General features: G+C 57.2%; 13 protein-coding genes. 6 read left to right on the top strand and 7 right to left on the bottom strand.

What is annotated here, in order from left to right; genetic code table 11:
* Positions 1-83: 83 nt before the first annotated feature.
* Genes QMG90_RS11000 through QMG90_RS10990 form a run of 3 tightly spaced genes read left to right on the top strand, consistent with a single transcriptional unit; the run spans position 84 to position 6,566 of the window.
* On the top strand, positions 84-1,439 hold the full coding sequence (locus tag QMG90_RS11000; protein ID WP_283283836.1) for an SrfA family protein: 1,356 nt from the start codon (positions 84-86) through the stop codon (positions 1,437-1,439).
* Positions 1,440-1,443: 4 nt separating this feature from the next.
* Positions 1,444-4,422: a virulence factor SrfB gene (locus QMG90_RS10995; protein ID WP_283283835.1), complete on the top strand. Its 2,979-nt coding sequence runs from the start codon at positions 1,444-1,446 to the stop codon at positions 4,420-4,422.
* On the top strand, positions 4,419-6,566 hold the full coding sequence (locus tag QMG90_RS10990; protein ID WP_283283834.1) for a virulence factor SrfC family protein: 2,148 nt from the start codon (positions 4,419-4,421) through the stop codon (positions 6,564-6,566). Before QMG90_RS10995 ends, QMG90_RS10990 begins: the two co-directional genes overlap by 4 nt.
* 36 nt (positions 6,567-6,602) lie before the next feature.
* Here QMG90_RS10990 and QMG90_RS10985 read toward each other — a convergent pair whose 3' ends face one another.
* Positions 6,603-6,776, bottom strand: coding sequence for a GhoT/OrtT family toxin (locus QMG90_RS10985; protein WP_283283833.1), 174 nt, complete (start codon positions 6,774-6,776; stop codon positions 6,603-6,605).
* A 187-nt stretch (positions 6,777-6,963) separates the two neighbouring features.
* On the opposite strand from QMG90_RS10985, the gene yncL reads away from it, so the two are divergent.
* Positions 6,964-7,059: a stress response membrane protein YncL gene (gene yncL / locus QMG90_RS22530; protein WP_419097332.1), complete on the top strand. Its 96-nt coding sequence runs from the start codon at positions 6,964-6,966 to the stop codon at positions 7,057-7,059.
* Positions 7,060-7,162: 103 nt separating this feature from the next.
* On the opposite strand, the gene patD is transcribed toward yncL, so the two are convergent.
* The 5 genes from patD to ydcS are packed head-to-tail and all read right to left on the bottom strand — an operon-like array spanning position 7,163 to position 12,525.
* Complete coding sequence (gene patD, locus QMG90_RS10980) at positions 7,163-8,590, bottom strand: aminobutyraldehyde dehydrogenase (RefSeq protein WP_283283832.1); 1,428 nt, start codon at positions 8,588-8,590, stop codon at positions 7,163-7,165.
* Positions 8,591-8,611: 21 nt separating this feature from the next.
* Complete coding sequence (locus tag QMG90_RS10975) at positions 8,612-9,418, bottom strand: ABC transporter permease (protein ID WP_283283831.1); 807 nt, start codon at positions 9,416-9,418, stop codon at positions 8,612-8,614.
* Positions 9,408-10,349, bottom strand: a complete 942-nt coding sequence (locus tag QMG90_RS10970; RefSeq protein ID WP_283283830.1) for an ABC transporter permease — start codon at positions 10,347-10,349, stop codon at positions 9,408-9,410. Before QMG90_RS10970 ends, QMG90_RS10975 begins: the two co-directional genes overlap by 11 nt.
* A gap of 1 nt (position 10,350) precedes the next feature.
* Entirely contained in the window at positions 10,351-11,364 is a 1,014-nt protein-coding gene (locus tag QMG90_RS10965; RefSeq protein ID WP_283283829.1) for an ABC transporter ATP-binding protein, read from the bottom strand.
* Positions 11,365-11,379: 15 nt separating this feature from the next.
* Positions 11,380-12,525: a putative ABC transporter substrate-binding protein YdcS gene (gene ydcS, locus QMG90_RS10960; RefSeq protein WP_283283828.1), complete on the bottom strand. Its 1,146-nt coding sequence runs from the start codon at positions 12,523-12,525 to the stop codon at positions 11,380-11,382.
* A gap of 686 nt (positions 12,526-13,211) precedes the next feature.
* Between ydcS and QMG90_RS10955 the strand changes: the two genes are divergently transcribed.
* A complete protein-coding gene (locus QMG90_RS10955) occupies positions 13,212-14,306 on the top strand; it encodes a NapC/NirT family cytochrome c (protein WP_283283827.1) in 1,095 nt (364 codons plus the stop codon).
* Positions 14,307-14,327: 21 nt separating this feature from the next.
* Entirely contained in the window at positions 14,328-16,772 is a 2,445-nt protein-coding gene (locus QMG90_RS10950) for a trimethylamine-N-oxide reductase 2 (protein WP_283283826.1), read from the top strand.
* A gap of 32 nt (positions 16,773-16,804) precedes the next feature.
* On the opposite strand, the gene QMG90_RS10945 is transcribed toward QMG90_RS10950, so the two are convergent.
* The gene (locus QMG90_RS10945) at positions 16,805-18,220 is read right to left on the bottom strand and encodes an aminotransferase-like domain-containing protein (RefSeq protein WP_283283825.1); all 1,416 of its coding nucleotides are present in this window, start codon (positions 18,218-18,220) and stop codon (positions 16,805-16,807) included.
* Between the last annotated feature and the right edge of the window lie 81 nt (positions 18,221-18,301).

The following is an 18,301-nucleotide window of genomic DNA, read 5'->3' as shown; positions in this document are numbered from 1 at the left end:
AAGGTTTTAGCCTGTCTTTTGCCGTTTAGAACCCCGGCCGCTCCAGTAGAGTAATGGAGTGAAGAAGTCTATGGGATGAGAACGTGACAAAAACTCTATTACGCAGCGGCGATCTTGACGATTTCCAGGCTGTCGGCGGCGGCGGTCAGGCGGTCTTTGACTCGGCGTTGCAAATCCGTGAAACCCTGCGCCTGCGTAAACAGCTCGCACTGGTAGACTGCCTGGCCATTCCGCAAGTCAACGACGAAAGCGACCGCGTGGCGTGGTATGCGCCCATCGAAGGAAAAGCGATCGCCTGGAAAGCGGCGGATGCCGATACCCGCGAACGGGCGCGGCGTTTTCTGCACAACACCTTTGAAAGCGCGTTAGCCCTGAGCCGCAAAAGCCTGCAATCCGACAAAACCGCGCAGCAATTGTTCGGCGCGCTGCTGGAAAAAGCGTTGCAGTTCCCTGGTGAAAATCACGTTTACCTGGTCGACGGCAAGCCAGTCATCACCTTCTGGGGTTTCATCAATCTCAACGAAAATACCCGCGTTGACGCGCTGGCCTGTCTGACGTTGCCAGAACCGGAACCGGTGATTGAGCAACTCCCGGAACCGCCCGTCGACACCATCCCGGAACCTGTCATGTTTAGCGATGGCGACAAGCCGCTGTTTACGCCACCGCCTCCGCTCCCCGAACCGCCGTTCACCCCGGTGGAGATGCCAGAGCCCGAACCTGAAATTGCGATTCCGCTCATCCCGGAAGCCCAGCCGCAGCCGGAGAAAACGGTACCTGCCCGCCATCGTCGCATTCCGCTGTGGAGCCTGCCAGTCGCTGCCGTGGTGGTGGCCGCCGTTGCCGTGCCATTACTGTGGAAACAGCGCGCGACGGCAGTTGAACCGACCCCGGTTGTTACACAAGCGCCAGCCCCCATTGAGTTACCCGCGCCCGCCGATTTACCGAAGTTAACCGCCGGATTACCGCTGCATCAGGCTGATGTTGTCAAAGCCAAAGAAGAGAACGTGGCAGAGAAAGCGAAACCCGAGGATGAACCGGTGGTGATCGCCGCCATTCCTAAAGATGCGCTGGTAATGGAAGCCGGGGAACTCAAAGCGGGCACGACCCGTTTCCTCAACGGCAGCTGGCGGGTGCTGGGCGATATCAAAGATCCGACCGGCAACGCGCCATCACTGCGTTATCAGATCCAGAACAACAAAGGTACGGCACGCGTGGTGCATGGCAAGAACATTGTCTGCCGTGCGGATATTTTCTCCGGCCTGCACCAGAATGGTGAGTTGCTGATTAAGAGCCGTGGCGCGGCGCGCTGCGCAGACGGCTCCCGCTACCCAATGCCGGAAATTACCTGCAAAGCAGGCACCAGCGATGTGGCGCAATGTACCGGCCGTTACGATGCCAGAACCATCGTCCCGCTGACGTTCAAGAAAACAGGGGCCTGATGTCATGCTGGTTACTCTTTGCGATTACAAACAGAGCGTCACGCTGATTGCCAACAGTGGCGTACAGTTTCTTGATTTTGGCCTCACGCCGCAGGAGTCGCTCCACAGCGGGCGCTTCGTGCGTAAAACCGCCAACGGCCCGCTGCTGAGACTTGATTATGATCTGGTCAATGGTCGCTATACGCTGCCTGCCCGTCAGGGCGAACAGGCGGAAGTGGTCAAACCGGAAAGCACGCTGACGCTGGAACAGTCGCTGGCGATCCTCGACGGGATCTGGCTGCCGCTACCCTTCTTCCGCTTTAACCCGCCGCGAACTTTCGTTGAAGGGCCGGATAACTGGGCGCGTGTGCAGATCCGCAAACTGAGTCAGCCCGACAGCGCAGGCAACAGCCACCGCGTGACGCTGGCCTTCGACAGCCAACTCAGCGGCGACAGCCCGGCGTCGCTGGCGCCGGTCGAAAACGATATTCTCAACGGCACCCGCTTTTCGCTGGCGTGGCGTGACGACGAAATCGCCGATTTCCTCGATCAAACCTGGATCGACGGCTGGTTGCGGGAAGTCTTCAGCCAGTATGCGTCTCAGCAAAGCCGCACCGAGCGCGACATCGCGCAGGCGATGCGCAGTTTTGAATATCAGGGCCACTGGCTGAACCTGCTCACCCTGCTTGGCGAACAGCTAGCTATTCCGGAAATCAAAATCGTTACCGCCACGCTGAGCACCCCGGCGATCCCGGTCGACCTGATCCTTGATGTCGGCAACACCCACACCTGTGGCGTCATTATTGAAGATCAGGGCGATGCCAACGATGGCCTGCGGCAGACGGCGGAGTTGCAGGTCCGCTCGCTGACCGAGCCGCAGCATCTTAATGAGCCACTGTTCAGCAGCCGCATCGAGTTTTGCGAGGCCCGTTTCGGCAAACAGCACTATTCGGTTGAAAGCGGTCGCGATGACGCGTTCGTCTGGCCGTCGATTGTCCGCGTCGGCGATGAAGCGCGAAAACTGGCGATGCAGCGTCTCGGCACTGACGGTTACAGCGGTTTGTCCAGCCCGCGTCGTTATCTGTGGGATGAAACGCCCACCGTGCAGGACTGGCGTTTCAGCCAGATCAACAGCAAAACGCAGCGTGAGCCGCTGGCCACCGCCTTCCCGCTGATGAACCTGATGAACGATGACGGGCAGCCGCTGTATACGTTGCCGCCGGAAGATCGCCTGCCGGTGTTTTCGCCGCAGTACAGCCGCAGTACGCTGATGACCCATATGCTGTGTGAATTGCTGGCGCAGGCGCTCGGGCAGATCAACAGCGTCGCCACCCGCCTGCGACTCGGTTTTCCGTCGTCCCCTCGCCAGCTACGCACCATTATTCTGACCCTGCCGTCGGCGATGCCGAAACAGGAGCGTGAAATTTTCCGTCGCCGGATGTTTGAAGCGATTGCACTGGTGTGGAAAGCCCTCGGCTGGCATCCACAGGATGACGATTTCGCTAACCTGAAACTGCAGAAAAACAGCGTGGTGCCAGTTCCGCAGATCCAGATGGAATGGGACGAAGCAAGCTGCGGCCAACTGGTGTGGCTGTATAACGAAGCCGTGTCGCATTACAGCGGGCAGACAGAAGCGTTTTTTGCCGCGCTCTCCCGCCCGGATCGCGCTGCCGCGCACAACGAGCAGCCAGGCCGCACCCTGCGCGTGGCCTCGGTCGATCTTGGCGGCGGCACTACGGATATGGCGATCACCCAGTATCAGCTTGATGACGGCACTGGCAGCAACGTCAAAATCACCCCGCACCTGCTGTTCCGCGAAGGATTTAAAGTGGCTGGCGATGACATTCTGCTGGATATCATTCAGCGCTGCGTGTTACCGGCCCTGCAGACGCAGTTACAGAAAAGCGGTATTGCCGATGCACCCGCCCTGATGGCGACGCTGTTTGGTGATTCTGGTCGCATCGATACCCAGGCGGTGCTGCGCCAACAGACCACGCTCCAGCTGTTTATGCCGCTCGGCCACGCCATTCTTGCCGCGTGGGAGCGCAGCGACAGCAGCGATCCGCTGGCGGGACTCTATGCCACCTTTGGCGAGTTGTTGAGTCAGCCGCCCACTCGCAACGTGATGAACTACATTACCCACGCGGTTGAGCATCAGTTGCCTGGCGGTTCAGCACCGTTCGAACTGCTCAACGTGCCGTTGCAGGTGAACTTCAGCGATCTGCAACAGGCGATGCTGGCGGGTGAATTTACCATCGCCTCACCGTTGCATGCAGTGTGCGAAGCCATCTCCCATTACCACTGCGACGTGCTGCTGATCACCGGGCGTCCGGGGTGTCTGCCGGGTGTGCAGGCGCTGATCCGCCATCTGCAACCCGTACCGGCCAGCCGCATGGTCTGGCTCGACAAATATCATGTGCATGAATGGTATCCGTTCAGTCAGCAGGGCAAAATCGGCAACCCGAAATCCACCGCGGCAGTGGGCGCAATGCTCTGTAGCCTGGCGCTCGATTTACGTCTGCCGCGCTTTAACTTTAAGGCCGTCGACATCGGTGCTTACTCCACCGTGCGCTATCTCGGCGTGCTGGATAACGTGGTGAACACGCTGCGCGAGGAGAACGTCTGGTACCCGGACATCGATCTGGATCAACCCGGCGTCAAACTCGACTCACGGCTCCATTTCCCGCTGCGCGGCAATGTCACGCTGGGTTTCCGCCAGCTCGCCAACGCCCGCTGGCCGGCCACCCCGCTCTACACCCTGAGCATTAACAGCCCGGAACTGGCCAAAACCATCGCCGGAGATGGCGTGTTGCATGTCCGCCTGCAATTGCGCGGCGGTAACCGGCATCTGGCGCCGGATGCCTTTGAACTGGCTGATGCCTGGTTACAGGACGGTACACCGGTCGCCCCGGATGCCCTGACGCTGAAACTGAATACGCTGGCCGATCGCCGTCACAGCGGCAGCCACTACTGGATCGATAGCGGGAGCGTTTATCTGAAATGAGTGATTTACAAGCCGTCATCGCGTGGACGGAAGCCACGCGTCTGCACGCCCCCTTACTGAATAACGATGCGGATGCCCTGCTGACACGCCTGCTGGCGCTGAAGCATCAACAACAGCGACTGACGTCGGCACAAAACCAGCCGCCGTCCGTTGGCCTGTACGGCCACGCGCTACAGGCCAAAGCCCATCTGCTGACCACTTTATGCAGCAGCCCCGCCGGGCGGTTGTCGATTACCGCTGGCGGCAAAACCCTGGACTGGTTTACTCATATTAACCCTGGTCATAACACCACGCGCATGGCGATCCGCTTCAGTCAGCAGGTCACCGCGCCGAATGAAGCGTTCCCGCTGCGCCTGACACTGATGAGCGAAGCCGAACTGGTGCAGCTGTTTATTGCACATGCGTTAGATCAGGACGAGATCCGCCCGGTTGAGAAAAGTGTCATTGCCGCACGGCTGGCAGGCTGGCAGTCCTTGCGCCAGCCGCAACAGGTACCGGGTATCGATCGAGAATCGATTGCGGCGATTGCCCGTTTCTGGCGCGAAAGCGTACCGGTTTCCCAACAGCAGATGGACGACGGCCTGTGGTACCAGTTTGCCGCGCTGTTGCCGTCGCTGGATCTCAGCGCCCGTGCCAGCGCCTGGTCGCTGCTGTGGGGAGAACAACACACGCTGACCCAGCAGTGGCTGATGCTGGCGCATACGCTGCACCAGACCGGCAATGCCCGTGAGGTTGCCGCGCCGCTGAGTCTGTTGGTCGACAGCTTCGCATTACCAGCAGAAGGTTTTTTAACCCCTGACGTTGAGGTTGAAGGTGACGTGGTGGTGCATCCCCTGCACCACGGTCATCTGCAAAATGCCATCAGCCTGCCCATCGCCACGCTGGCGTTGCTCAGTCTTGAGCTGGCGTTGCCGGTAGAAAACGGCGTGCTCGATAACGTAGAGATCGTTGATATTCCGGCGGTGCCGCACTCGCCCGGCGCGCCGTTATGGCAGAGCAAATGCCGCTGGCTGCTGGAGAGCTATCGCCAGCGCTTCCAGCCGGACATTCTGCTGGTATGCAACGCCTCCGTGCAGCGTGCGCAAACGCCCGCCGTCGCCCGTGCGCTGATGCAATGGGTGGATGACACGCAGCCACTACAGGAAAGCGCGTTGCCGGGGCTGGTCTGGGCGGTCACCCCGCACGATCACCGCTTTACCCTGAAACAGAATCTCGACGAAGGCGTCCAGCACCTGATCAAAAAACCGGGTCAGCGCTGGGGAACCTTGCAGGCGCTGGACAGCAGCAGTATGCAACGGTTGATGGAGTGGCTGGCGCAGGCGCTGAACCCGGCGCTGCGCAGCAGCCGTCTGCAATTGCTCGGTCAGAGCGTGAATGCCCGACTCGCGGCACTGATGAGACCGTATCTCGCCCCGGTGCATCGTGATCCCGCCGCCATGCAGCAGCAGGCGCAGTCGCTGGTTCGCCAGTTACAATCCCGCGCTGCAACGCTGGGGGAAATAATAGAAGGATTACTGCCCGCCCAGCGCGCGTTTGACATGCTCTGTCAGACGCAGCAGCCGCGGGAAGAGAAAGTCGCAGGCTTATTCAGCGAAAGCGTGGATCTGTTTGCGCAACCGGAAGATAAGTCCCGCACCAGTTACAACGAGCAGGATACCGGTACGCTGGCGCACGAGTTGTGGATCAGACATTTACATCAGTGGAGCCGCCGGGCAGACATTGCCGCGCATGCGGGCTTAACGCCTGATGTGCTGCAACAACTGGCCGAATGTCTGATCATCACCAGTTATCGTCTGCAACTACCGGCCAGACTGCAGCAGGTGATGCGTGGCGAAAACCCCAGCGCGGCACAGTTACGCGCCACCATCGGTAATTTCATCGCCTGGTTTGATTATGCCGCCCTGCCGGTGGAGGCTCGTCCGGCAAGTCGGATTGCGAAAGGCAGCGCTATCTTTGAACTGAAATCGCCGGACACCACCGCACGTCTGACGCAACTGGGCGAACAGCCGGTACATGCGGCCACGCGATATGTTTATGACTGGCTGGTGGCGCTTTACAGCCGGGCGACCGAAAACGCAGGCTGGCAGCATCCGCTGGACATTACGGCTGACGCACGTCGCCAGTTACACAAACATTTGCAGTAATGATGGTTCACAAGGATGTGAGCCCGTCATTGATCCTCAGAATAGCGACATCAGCAGTGCGACAGGGAAACTAAACGGCCAGGTAACACCAACAAGGAGGGAAGCCATCAGGCGAATACAGAAGCGTTCTTTCGTCAGAAACCAGGTGATCACCGAACAGATCACCGCCATCACGACATAGAACACCAGCATTTTTTGGTACAGCGTCATTGGGAAGCCCATTCCGTGGAAAAACCGGGCGCACTATGCCTCTTTTTATGATGCCCATCAAGATCCCTGCTCAAGAATACGAAAATTTCTTGCCAACGCCGAATTTTAGAAATCTAAGCCTTTATCCGATTGCACTTAGGCACTTCGCCGACTATATGTTTAGGGGTTAATTCAGCGAGGTGGCGTTATGGACGTTTCCAGCAGAACCGTAGTATTGATAAATGTTATGGCTGCGTTGCTGTTACTGAGTCTCTTATGCTACAGATTTAACTGGGTTTTCTGAGTTTATCTCCATTCTCGTAATAGCGACTTATTGTAACTTCCCTGTCACGACAGGCATTGCCCCGGTATATTTCTGTGTCCCGGGGCAATGTGTTTTACTGCCTTTATTCGTGTTTCACCATCACATGACGCACCACGGTATAATCCTCCAGCCCGTACAGCGACATATCTTTGCCGAAGCCAGACTGTTTCTGCCCACCGTGCGGCATTTCACTGACCAGCATGAAGTGGGTGTTGACCCAGGTGCAGCCATATTGCAGGCGTGCACTAAGACGATGCGCGCGCCCGACGTCACGCGTCCAGACGGATGACGCCAGCCCGTATTGCGAGTCGTTGGCCCAGGCCAGCACCTGCGCTTCATCATCAAACATCGTCACGCTGACCACCGGGCCAAACACTTCGCGCTGCACAATCTCATCTTCCTGCAACGCGCCCGCCAGCACCGTGGGCTGGTAACGATAGCCAGGCGCTTCGACTTTATTACCGCCGGTTACCACTTTGATATGACCGAGCGCTTTGGCTTTCTCGACGGCCGCAGACACACGTTCCAGATGCGCCTGCGAGCTAAGCGGGCCAAGTTCGGTGGACGGATCCTGCGGATCGCCCATTTTCAGGCTGGCCACCGCCGCACCCAGTTTTTCCACCAGTCGATCATGAACGCCCCGCTGGGCGTATATGCGACAGGCGGCGGTACAGTCCTGCCCGGCATTGTAGAAGCCGAATGTGCGTACGCCGTCCACCACCGCATCGATATCGGCATCATCAAACACAATCACTGGCGCTTTGCCGCCCAGTTCCATATGCATGCGCTTAATCGTCGAGGCGGTATGACCGATGATATGCTCACCAGTCGCGATGGAGCCGGTCAGCGACACCATGCGCACTTTTTCATGACCGGTCAGCGGATCGCCAACGGTTTTACCGCGCCCGAACAGCACGTTCAGCACCCCTGGCGGGAAAATGCCGCTGGCGAGTTCAGCCAGTTTGAGTGCAGTCAGCGGGGTGATTTCTGACGGTTTGATCACCACGCAGTTCCCGGCAGCCAGCGCTGGCGCCAGTTTCCAGGCCGCCATCATCAGCGGATAGTTCCACGGCGCAATCGAGGCCACCACCCCGACCGGATCGCGGCGAATCATCGACGTGTGCCCTTCCAGATACTCACCCGCCGCCAGACCACTCAGGCAGCGCGATGCCCCGGCAAAAAAGCGGAACACGTCAACAATGGCCGGAATTTCGTCATTCAGTACGCAGTGCAGTGGCTTGCCGCAGTTGAGCGACTCAAGGCGCGCGAACTCTTCCGCATGCGTTTCAATCGCTTCCGCCAGTTTTAACAGGCACTCCGAGCGTGTTTTCGGCGTCGTTTGCCCCCATTCCATAAACGCACGATCCGCTGCCAGCACCGCCGCATCAACCTGTGCTGGCGAGGCTTCCGCAATCTCGAGAATGACCTCGCCGGTTGACGGATTGTAGACAGGTTGCTTCTCCCCTTCACCTGCCACCAGTTCACCATTGATCAATAACTTATGTTGCATAGCAGACTCCATATTTATCGTTTATTTCCCGCTACCGGCGACCATTTCGCCGTCTCGGGTTAACCACCAGGCACCCAGAATGGGAATCGTTGTTGCCAACATCACTAACAAAGCCACCACGTTGGTGACCGGTACGTCGCGCGGCCGTCCGAGCTGATTCAACAGCCAGAGCGGCAACGTGCGTTCGTGTCCGGCGGTAAACGTGGTAACGATAATTTCATCAAAGGAGAGCGCGAAGGCCAGCATGCCCCCGGCCAGCAGCGCCGAGCCAAGATTCGGCAGCACCACATAGCGGAAGGTTTGCCAGCCGTTAGCACCCAAATCCATCGACGCTTCGACCAGGCTCCATGAGGTGCGCCGGAAACGGGCGATCACGTTGTTAAACACCACCACCACACAGAAAGTGGCGTGCCCCACCACGATGGTGAGGAATCCTGGCTCGAGACCAATTGCCTTAAACGCGGTCAGCAGTGCCAGCCCGGTGATGATCCCCGGCAAGGCAATGGGCAGAAGCAGCAATAACGAGATAGCGTTTTTGCCGAAAAACGTGCTGCGCCACAGTGCCGCGGCAGCTAACGTTCCCAGCACCAGTGCAATCAATGTCGCCAGTGCGGCGATTTTTAGTGACAACGTCACGGAATCGAGAATATCACCACGCCCCGCCGCCACGCTGAACCAGTGCAGCGTCAGCCCCTGCGGCGGAAAGCTGTATGCCGCGTCTTCGGTGTTAAAGGCGTACATCGCAATAATAGCCAGCGGGAAATGCAGGAAGACAACGCCGCCCCAGGTGGCGATTTTGAGAAACCACGGTGCGCGTTCAGAGTGCATCGAAGGCTCCCAGGCGCTTCACGAACGCCAGATAAAGGGCAATTAATACACCAGGCACCAGCGTGAATGCCGCTGCCATTGGCATATTGCCGATCGCCCCCTGTTGCGAATAGACCATGTTGCCGATGAAATACCCCGGTGGCCCGACGAGCTGCGGCACAATAAAATCGCCGAGCGTCAGCGAAAAGGTAAAAATAGAGCCCGCCGCAATACCGGGGATCGCCAGTGGCAACACCACATGGCGGAAGGTCTGACTGGGTCTGGCACCGAGATCGGATGAAGCCTGCAACAGCGACGATGGCAGACGCTCCAGCGCCGCCTGTACCGGCAGGATCATGAACGGCAGCCAGATATAGACAAAAACCAGAAAGCGCCCCAGTCCGGAAGTCGACAACGTATTGCCGCCAATGCCGGGCAGCGTGAGGATCAGATTCAACAGCCCTTCCAGCCCCATATGGCTGAGAAACCACTGCGCGACGCCATCCTTCGCCAGAAGCAGCGTCCAGGCGTAGGCCTTAACGATGTAGCTCGCCCACATCGGCAGCATGACGGCGATATAAAAGAAAGCTTTCATTTTGCCGCGGGCGTAGCGCGCCATATACCAGGCCATCGGAAAGGCCAGTATTGCGCTGGCAATGGTCACACCGACCGCCATCACCAGCGTGCGCAGGATGATGTCGTAATTCGCCGGGTTAAACAGCGCTCTCAGGTTCGCCAACGTCAGATCCGGCGTGACGGACATGGTGAAATCGTCGAAGGTGTAAAACCCCTGCCACAGCAAAGTAAACAGTGAGCCAAGATAGACGATCCCGAACCACATCAGCGGCCCGAGCAGCAACAAAAACAGCCCGAGCGCGGGTTTGCGCCAGAACAGACCTGACAGGCGGCTAATGCGCGACGGTGACGGCGTTGGGGACACACTCATCTCCATTTCACCTCCCTCCGTCAAGCGGCACCATGGCCTCTCGCGCCCAGGATGCCAGCACCGTTTGCCCCGGTACGGGCGTTGCGGGCAAAGCGCTGCCGGTAAAACTGGCCTGGCTCACCAGCAGTTTTTCACCGCCCGACAACGCAATCTCAACGCGCGTCGCCGCCCCCTGATACTGCACCGCCTGGACCACGCCATTAACCTGCACTTCGCCGCCTTCATTGAGCCGAATATGTTCCGGACGCAGCGACCAGACGCCCGCCATCCCGCACAGTTTTTCGCTCATCGCCGGATCAAACACGTTGGAGGTGCCGACGAACCCGGCGACGAACGGCGTACGCGGACGCAGATACAAATCACGTGGAGAATCGACTTGTTCAATGCGACCGTTGTTAAACACCGCGACGCGATCGGACATCGACAGCGCTTCGCCCTGATCGTGAGTGACGAAAATAAAGGTGATCCCCAGATCCTGTTGCAGCTTTTTCAGTTCAAGCTGCATCTGCTCGCGCAATTTGAGATCCAGCGCGCCCAGCGGCTCATCAAGCAACAGCACGCGCGGTTGATTGACCAGCGCACGGGCTATCGCCACCCGCTGGCGCTGACCGCCGGAGAGTTGCGACGGCTTTCGGGTATGGACAAACCCGAGTGCCACTTTTTCCAGCGCCTCCTGCGCACGCTGCCGCCGCGTTTTTTTATCGACCCCTTTGACCATTAACCCGTAAGCGACGTTGTCGAGAATCGACATATGCGGGAACAGCGCGTAATCCTGAAAGACCGTGTTTACATCGCGTTCCCAGGGGGGAAGTTCGCTGGCCTCTTTGCCGAAAATGCTGATGTTGCCACCGGAAAGCTGCTCGAACCCGGCAATCAACCGCAGACAGGTGGTTTTGCCGGAGCCGGACGGCCCCAGCATGGAGAAAAACTCGCCATCCTTAATCGCAATGCTGACTCCATCCACCGCGCGCACATCACCATACAGACGCGAGACGTCATGAAACTCTACGGCATACGTCATGTTTCACTCCCGCACTCAGCGACCGCCCATGATGGCGATGTAATCCTGCGTCCAGCGGCTGTAGGAGACATATTTGCCGCCGTTCGCCACTGGCGTTTTCCAGAAGGCGATCTTGTCAAAGAAGGCGTAGCCGTTGGTTTCGCAGCCTTTTTCGCCGAGCAAGGTGCTGGCTTTGCAACCTTCCGGCACCACGGGAAGCGAACCAAACCAGGCGGATACATCCCCCTGCACTTTTGGCGTCAGCGACCAGTTCATCCACTTGTAAGCACAGACCGGATGCTTCGCCTGCGCATGCAGCATGGTGGTATCGGCCCAGCCGGTTACGCCTTCTTTTGGAAACACAGTGGCAATAGGCTGCCCTTCACCTTTCAGCCCGTTGGCCTGATAGGGCCAGGCGCTGGAGGCGACAACGCCTTCGTTTTTGAAATCACTCATCTGGACGGTGGTGTCGTGCCAGTAGCGGTGGATCAGGCCATGCTGATCGCGCAGCACTTTCAGTACCGCCTGATACTGTTCTTCAGTGAGCTGGTAGGGATCTTTGATGCCGAGTTGCGGCTGCGTTGCTTTCACGAACAGCGCGGCATCGGCAATATAAATGGGGCCGTCGTAAGCCTGAACGCGCCCCTGGTTGGTTTTTCCATCGGGCAGATTCTGCTTAACAAACACCACGCTCCAGCTGTCCGGCGGCGTCGTGAACGTTTTGGTGTTGTACATCAGCAGGTTCGGGCCCCACTGATACGGCGTGCCGTACACTTTGCCGTCGACGTTAAACCAGTCGCCCTTCACAATGCGCGGATCGAGGGTTTTCCAGGCCGGGATCAGTCTGGTGTCGATCGGTTGTACGCGTTTGCCCATGATCAAACGCAAGGACGCATCGCCGGACGCGGTGACCAGATCGTATCCGCCTTTGGCCATCAGGCTGACCATCTCGTCAGAGGTGGCGGCGGTTTTGACGTTGACCTGGCAACCACTCTCTTTTTCGAAGGCGGTGACCCAGTCGTAGTTTTTATCCGTCTGCCCCCGTTCGATATAGCCAGGCCAGGCGATAATATCTAACTGGCCTTCGCCTTTTTCGAGCGATGTCGGGGGTTCGGCGGCATGCGCGGTAATGACGGTCATTCCCAGCGCGCACAGGCTGCTGCGGGCAAATTGCTTGCTCATAGAATCTTACTCCTGTCACAATGAATTCTGGCGGCAGCCGTGCCGTAAAAATATCTCCTTTAATAACAGTAGACGGCGCAACGAGGGCGCACCTGCCGCGCTGAGGAAATTTACTCAGGTTGTGACAAGCCGCGCATTACGCTGAAAAGTCAGACAAAAGCAATAATAGACGGCCAAAGAGACAAACAGTTACTGTGTTGTTGAGGGTATTGATTTTTCATATGGCCGTTGCGAAGAAATATCACTTCAAATAATCATCGTTAATTAAATGCGTTATTTTTAAAAGCAGAAAAAGATATTCAGTGAATAAGAACGGTGTTTAGTAAATAGTTCGCCAGCGGGATTCTCCCCTATCGCCATTTACACGGTTTACGCCGCTCCGTTGTATAATAAAATATATAACCAAGTGTTTTTTGCTGATTAATGACTCTTATGAGTTCATCGCGGGGCGCGGTTAGGATTTTTATACTGTTTCTAAGCTAAATGCTGGCACATGAAACCATTCATACCAGCACAGACTGCTGTTTAGTCATCCTTTTTCCGCTGTATTTCAAAATGAGATCCTCTTCAGGAATGTAGTATTCTCTGCCTCCATTCCCCTTACCTTTTGATGAATATCAAGGTTTACCGCTTATTGGTTACTTATCGTTTACCTACAACGAGGTAAAAACATAACGAGAAGTGGAATGAGAAAAATAAATAAAACCCTGGCGCTGGTTTGTTTACTTGGCGTCATTCTTGGCGCACTGGCGATCCTCGCGGCGCAATGGACGTTACACAAAACCTCCAGCACGGAATTCTGTTTATCCTGCCATACCATGCAAGCCCCTTATGAAGAATATACCGGCTCTGTGCATTTTCAGAATCAGAAAGGGATCCGCGCCGAATGTGCGGATTGCCATATTCCTGAGGGTGGTATGGATTATCTCGTCACCAAATTCCTCGCTTCGAAAGATATTTATCACCAGTTCATCACCAAAAAGATCGATACCCCTGAGAAATTCGAAGAACATCGGCTGGAAATGGCGCAGACAGTCTGGGCGCAATTAAAAGCCAATGACTCGGCAACCTGCCGCAGTTGCCACAGCATGGATGCCATGGATCTCAGCGCGCAGAGCCCCGAAGCACAGAAAATGCACGAAATGGGTATTAAGGAAAAACAGACCTGTATCGACTGCCATAAAGGCGTCGCCCACTTCCCCCCTGAGATCAAAATGGATGACAGCGCCGTCAAAGCGCTGCAAACCCAGGCCGCATCCACACCTGCCGATGCCAGAACGCTTTATGTCGTCAGCAATACCCCGCTTGGCGATCTCGGCACTGTTTATCCGGCCACGGAACTGCATGTGCTGAAAAACGAAGGTACGGCGCGACAGGTGGAAATTCGCGGCAGCCAGATGCAGGGCAGCGAGCAGGTTATTTACTACGCCGCCGGCCAGCGCCTGATCCTCGCCAGCCTCAGTGAAAAAGGCCAGCAGTCGCTGAAAGTGCTTTCCGACTGGAAAAAAGATGATTACGGCAATGCCTGGCGTGACGTGACACTGCAGGGCGAATGGAGCGCGTCGGCACTCGCCAGCCGCGAGCCAATGTGGGATTACGCCCGCAAGCTGGACGACGTCTACTGCGCGGGCTGTCATGCGCCAATTCCTACGCATCACTACACCCTTAATGCCTGGCCGTCAGTGGTGAAAGGCATGGGGGCACGCACCAATATCAGTGAAAACGAGCTGGATATCCTGAGTCGTTATTTCCAGTACAACGCGAAAGACATCAAAGAATAAACGAGAACACCAGGAGCAACTATGAGACTCACAAGACGCGACTTTATTAAAACGGCCGGAGCAGCAACGGGTTCGCTGGCGATTACGTCCGCCATCCCGATGCCAGCCTGGGCGGAAGGCCCGGCAGGCGGCGCTATTCTGACCGCCGGGCGTTGGGGTGCGATGTATGTCGAGGTCAAGGACGGAAAAATCGTTTCCTCTAAAGGCGCACTGCCCAAAACCGTACCGAACTCACTGCAACAGACCGCGCCGGATCAAGTACACACCACCGCGCGTATCAAATACCCGATGGTTCGTAAAAGCTATCTGGAAAATCCTGGCAAAGCCGATGGCAAACGCGGGAACGATCCGTTCGTTCGCGTGAGCTGGGATCAGGCGCTGAAACTCATTCACGAGCAACACAGCCGTATTCGCAGCAGCTATGGCCCCTCCTCTGTTTTCGCCGGTTCCTACGGCTGGCGCTCCAGTGGCGTGCTGCATAAAGCACAGACCCTGTTGCAGCGCTACATGAGCATGGCGGGCGGTTATGCCGGGCACACTGGCGACTACTCCACCGGCGCCGCACAGGTGATCCTCCCTTACGTGCTGGGGTCAGTCGAAGTGTACGAGCAACCGACCACATGGCCGATGATCCTCGAGCACAGCCAGGTCGTGGTGCTGTGGGGCATGAACCCGCTCAACACGCTGAAAATTGCCTGGAGCAGCACCGATGAGCAAGGGCTTGAATATTTCCATCTGCTGAAAAAATCAGGCAAGAGCGTCATCGCCATTGACCCAATGCGTTCCGAAACTATCGATTTCTTTGGCGACAGTGCCACCTGGATCGCACCGAATATGGGCACCGACGTGGCCATGATGCTCGGCATCGCCCATACGCTGGTGAAAAAAGGGCTGCACGACAAAGCCTTCCTCGACAAGTACACCACCGGTTATCCGCAGTTTGAAGAGTATCTGCTCGGTAAAACCGACAAGACAGAAAAAACCGCCGAGTGGGCAGCGGGCATCAGCGGCGTGCCGGCAGAGCAAATTGAGAAACTGGCAGACATTTTCGCCGGCAACAAAACCATGCTGATGGCGGGCTGGGGTATTCAGCGCCAGCAATATGGCGAACAGCGTCACTGGATGCTGGTTACCCTGGCGGCGATGCTCGGTCAGATCGGGACAGAAGGCGGCGGTTTTGGCTTCACCTATCACTACTCCAACGGCGGTAACCCGACCCGTGTTGGCGGTGTGCTGCCAGCCATTTCCGCGCAGATTGCAGGCGGTTCTTCCGCCGGTAATGACTGGGCTGTATCTGATGCGGTCACCAGTATTCCGGTGGCGCGTATTGTCGAAGCGCTGGAAAACCCTGGCGGCAAATATCAGCACAACGGTAAAGAGCAGACCTTCCCGGATATCAAAATGATCTGGTGGGCAGGCGGCGGTAACTTTACTCATCATCAGGATACCAACCGTCTGATCAAAGCCTGGCAGAAACCGGAGCTGGTGGTGATTTCCGAAAGCTACTGGACGGCGGCGGCGAAACACGCGGACATCGTTCTGCCGATCACCACCTCGTTCGAGCGTAACGACCTGACCATGACCGGCGACTACAGTAATCAACACCTGGTGCCGATGAAACAGGCCGTGCCACCGCAGTTCGAATCCCGTAACGACTTCGACGTGTTTGCCGATCTGGCTGAAATGCTCAAAGCTGGCGGGAAAGCGGTCTACACCGAAGGTAAAGACGAGATGGGCTGGCTGAAGCAGTTCTATGATGAGGCGCAAAAAGCGGGTCGTGCGCAGCGTGTGGCAATGCCGCAGTTCAATGCCTTCTGGCAGCAGAACAAGCTGATCGAAATGCGTAAGAACGAGAAAAATGAGAAGTACGTTCGCTACGCGGAGTTCCGCAGCGATCCGGTGATGAATGCCCTCGGGACGCCAAGCGGCAAGATTGAAATCTACTCAAAAACCATTGAGGGATTCAATTACAAAGACTGCCCACCGCACGCGACCTGGCTGGCGCCGGACGAGTGGAAAGGCACCGCAGATAAAGATCAGTTGCAGTTGCTGACCGCCCACCCGGCGCATCGTCTGCACAGCCAGTTGAACTATGCTGCGCTGCGTAAAGAGTATGCGGTGGCAAACCGTGAGCCGGTTACCATCCACCCGGAAGATGCGAAAGCCCGCGGCATTGCTGATGGCGATCTGGTCCGCGTCTGGAACGCGCGTGGACAGGTGCTGGTCGGTGCCCGCGTCAGCTACGGCATCAAACAGGGCGTGATCTGTATCCATGAAGGCGCCTGGCCAGATATCGAAAACGGGATCTGTAAAAACGGTGGCGCCAACGTGCTGACGGCGGATATCCCGACGTCACGTCTGGCAAACGGCTGCGCGGGTAACACCTCGCTGGTGTACGCTGAGAAATACAAAGGCGAAGCACCGAAGCTGACCGCGTTTGAAGAACCGCCAATCGTAACGGCGTAATCACCATCCCTTAGCGCCTGCCTTTGCAGGCGCTATTTTTTGATCAATTCGCGAATCAATTCCCCCAACACCTTCATCGCATTTTCCTCACGCTCGCCCCATCCCCAGGCGGTATTAAAGCGGAAAAACGACGCCCAGCTGTTGGTGGTGGAAAACATTTTGCCCGGCGCGATGCTGATATGCTGCGCCAGCGCTTTCGCGCTCAGTTCGCCTGCATCGATTCCGGCGGGCAGTTCCAGCCAGAGAAAATAACCGCTGTCGTTATGATGGATTTTCACTTCAGCGGGCAAATGCCGCAGCAGCGATTGCCAGGCCTGCTGTTTTCGCTCGGCGAGCTGACGGCGTAAGCGGCGCAAATGAGCGTCATAGCGTTTGGTGGCCAGGTAATCCACCAGCGCCAGTTGCATCGGCGAGCTGGTCGACAGCGTACTCATCAGTTGCAGATGCTGGATGCGGCGCGCATGTTTTCCGGCAGCGACCCAGCCAATGCGAAACCCCGGCACCAGACATTTCGAAAACGAGCTGCAATGCAGCGTCATATCATCGCGATCCCAGGCTTTCGCCGGTAACGGTTTTTCCCGCCCGAAGTACAGTTCGCTGTAGACATCGTCTTCAATCAGCATCACGTTATGCGCCGTCAGTAGCGCAATCAGCTGCGCTTTTTTCTCCGGCGAGAGCGTGAAGCCGAGCGGATTCTGGCTGTTGGTCATCAGCCAGCAGGCTTTCACCGGGTAATCCCGTAGCGCCCGGGCCAGCGCGTCCATGTCGATCCCCTCTTTCACATCAGACGCCACTGACAGCGCCTTCAGTTTCAGACGCTCCAGCGCCTGTAATGCGCCATAGAAACACGGGTTCTCGACGATCACCCAGTCACCCGGCTCAGTCACCGCCTGCAGGCTGAGATTGAGCGCTTCCAGCGCTCCGGCGGTGATCACAATCTCGTCCGGCGAAATGTTCATCCCCTGCAACGCATACCGCCGGGCGATAGCGTGGCGCAGTTCGGCATTGCCCGGCGGCAGATTTTCAATCACGCTCATCGCTGTCGCCGTTTTACTCACCTGCGCCAGCGAGCGGTTAAGCTGCTGTAAGGGAAAAAGACGCGGATCGGGAAACGCTGAGGCAAACGGCAACACGGACGCATCACGGCTCGCCTGCAACACTTCAAAAATATAGGTGTTGATGTCGACGGATTCATCACGCATTACCTGTTCTGGCGGCGTGGCAGGCGGTTGTCGCACCGGGCGCGGGGCCACATAGTAGCCCGACTGCGGTCGGGCGATAATCCGCCCCTGACTTTCCAGCAACTGATAAGCATGCCCGACGGTCATAAAACTCATCCCGCTGCTCACCACCTGCTCACGCAGCGACGGCAAACGGTCGCCAGGCTCCCACACACCCAGCTCAATCTGGTCGGTGATTTGCTGTGCGAGACGCTGGTATTTTTTCATGGCGGATTCCTGCGGAAGATTTCTCACCATCATATAACAGAAAGGTGATCTTAGTCGTTTTGGATAACTGTTATTGTCAGA

Origin of the sequence: Trabulsiella odontotermitis, from assembly GCF_030053895.1 — a bacterium.
GTDB classification, from domain to species: Bacteria; Pseudomonadota; Gammaproteobacteria; order Enterobacterales; family Enterobacteriaceae; genus Trabulsiella; species Trabulsiella odontotermitis_C.
Note: the sequence above shows the minus strand (reverse complement) of the source record. Positions and strands in the feature narration are given on the sequence as shown.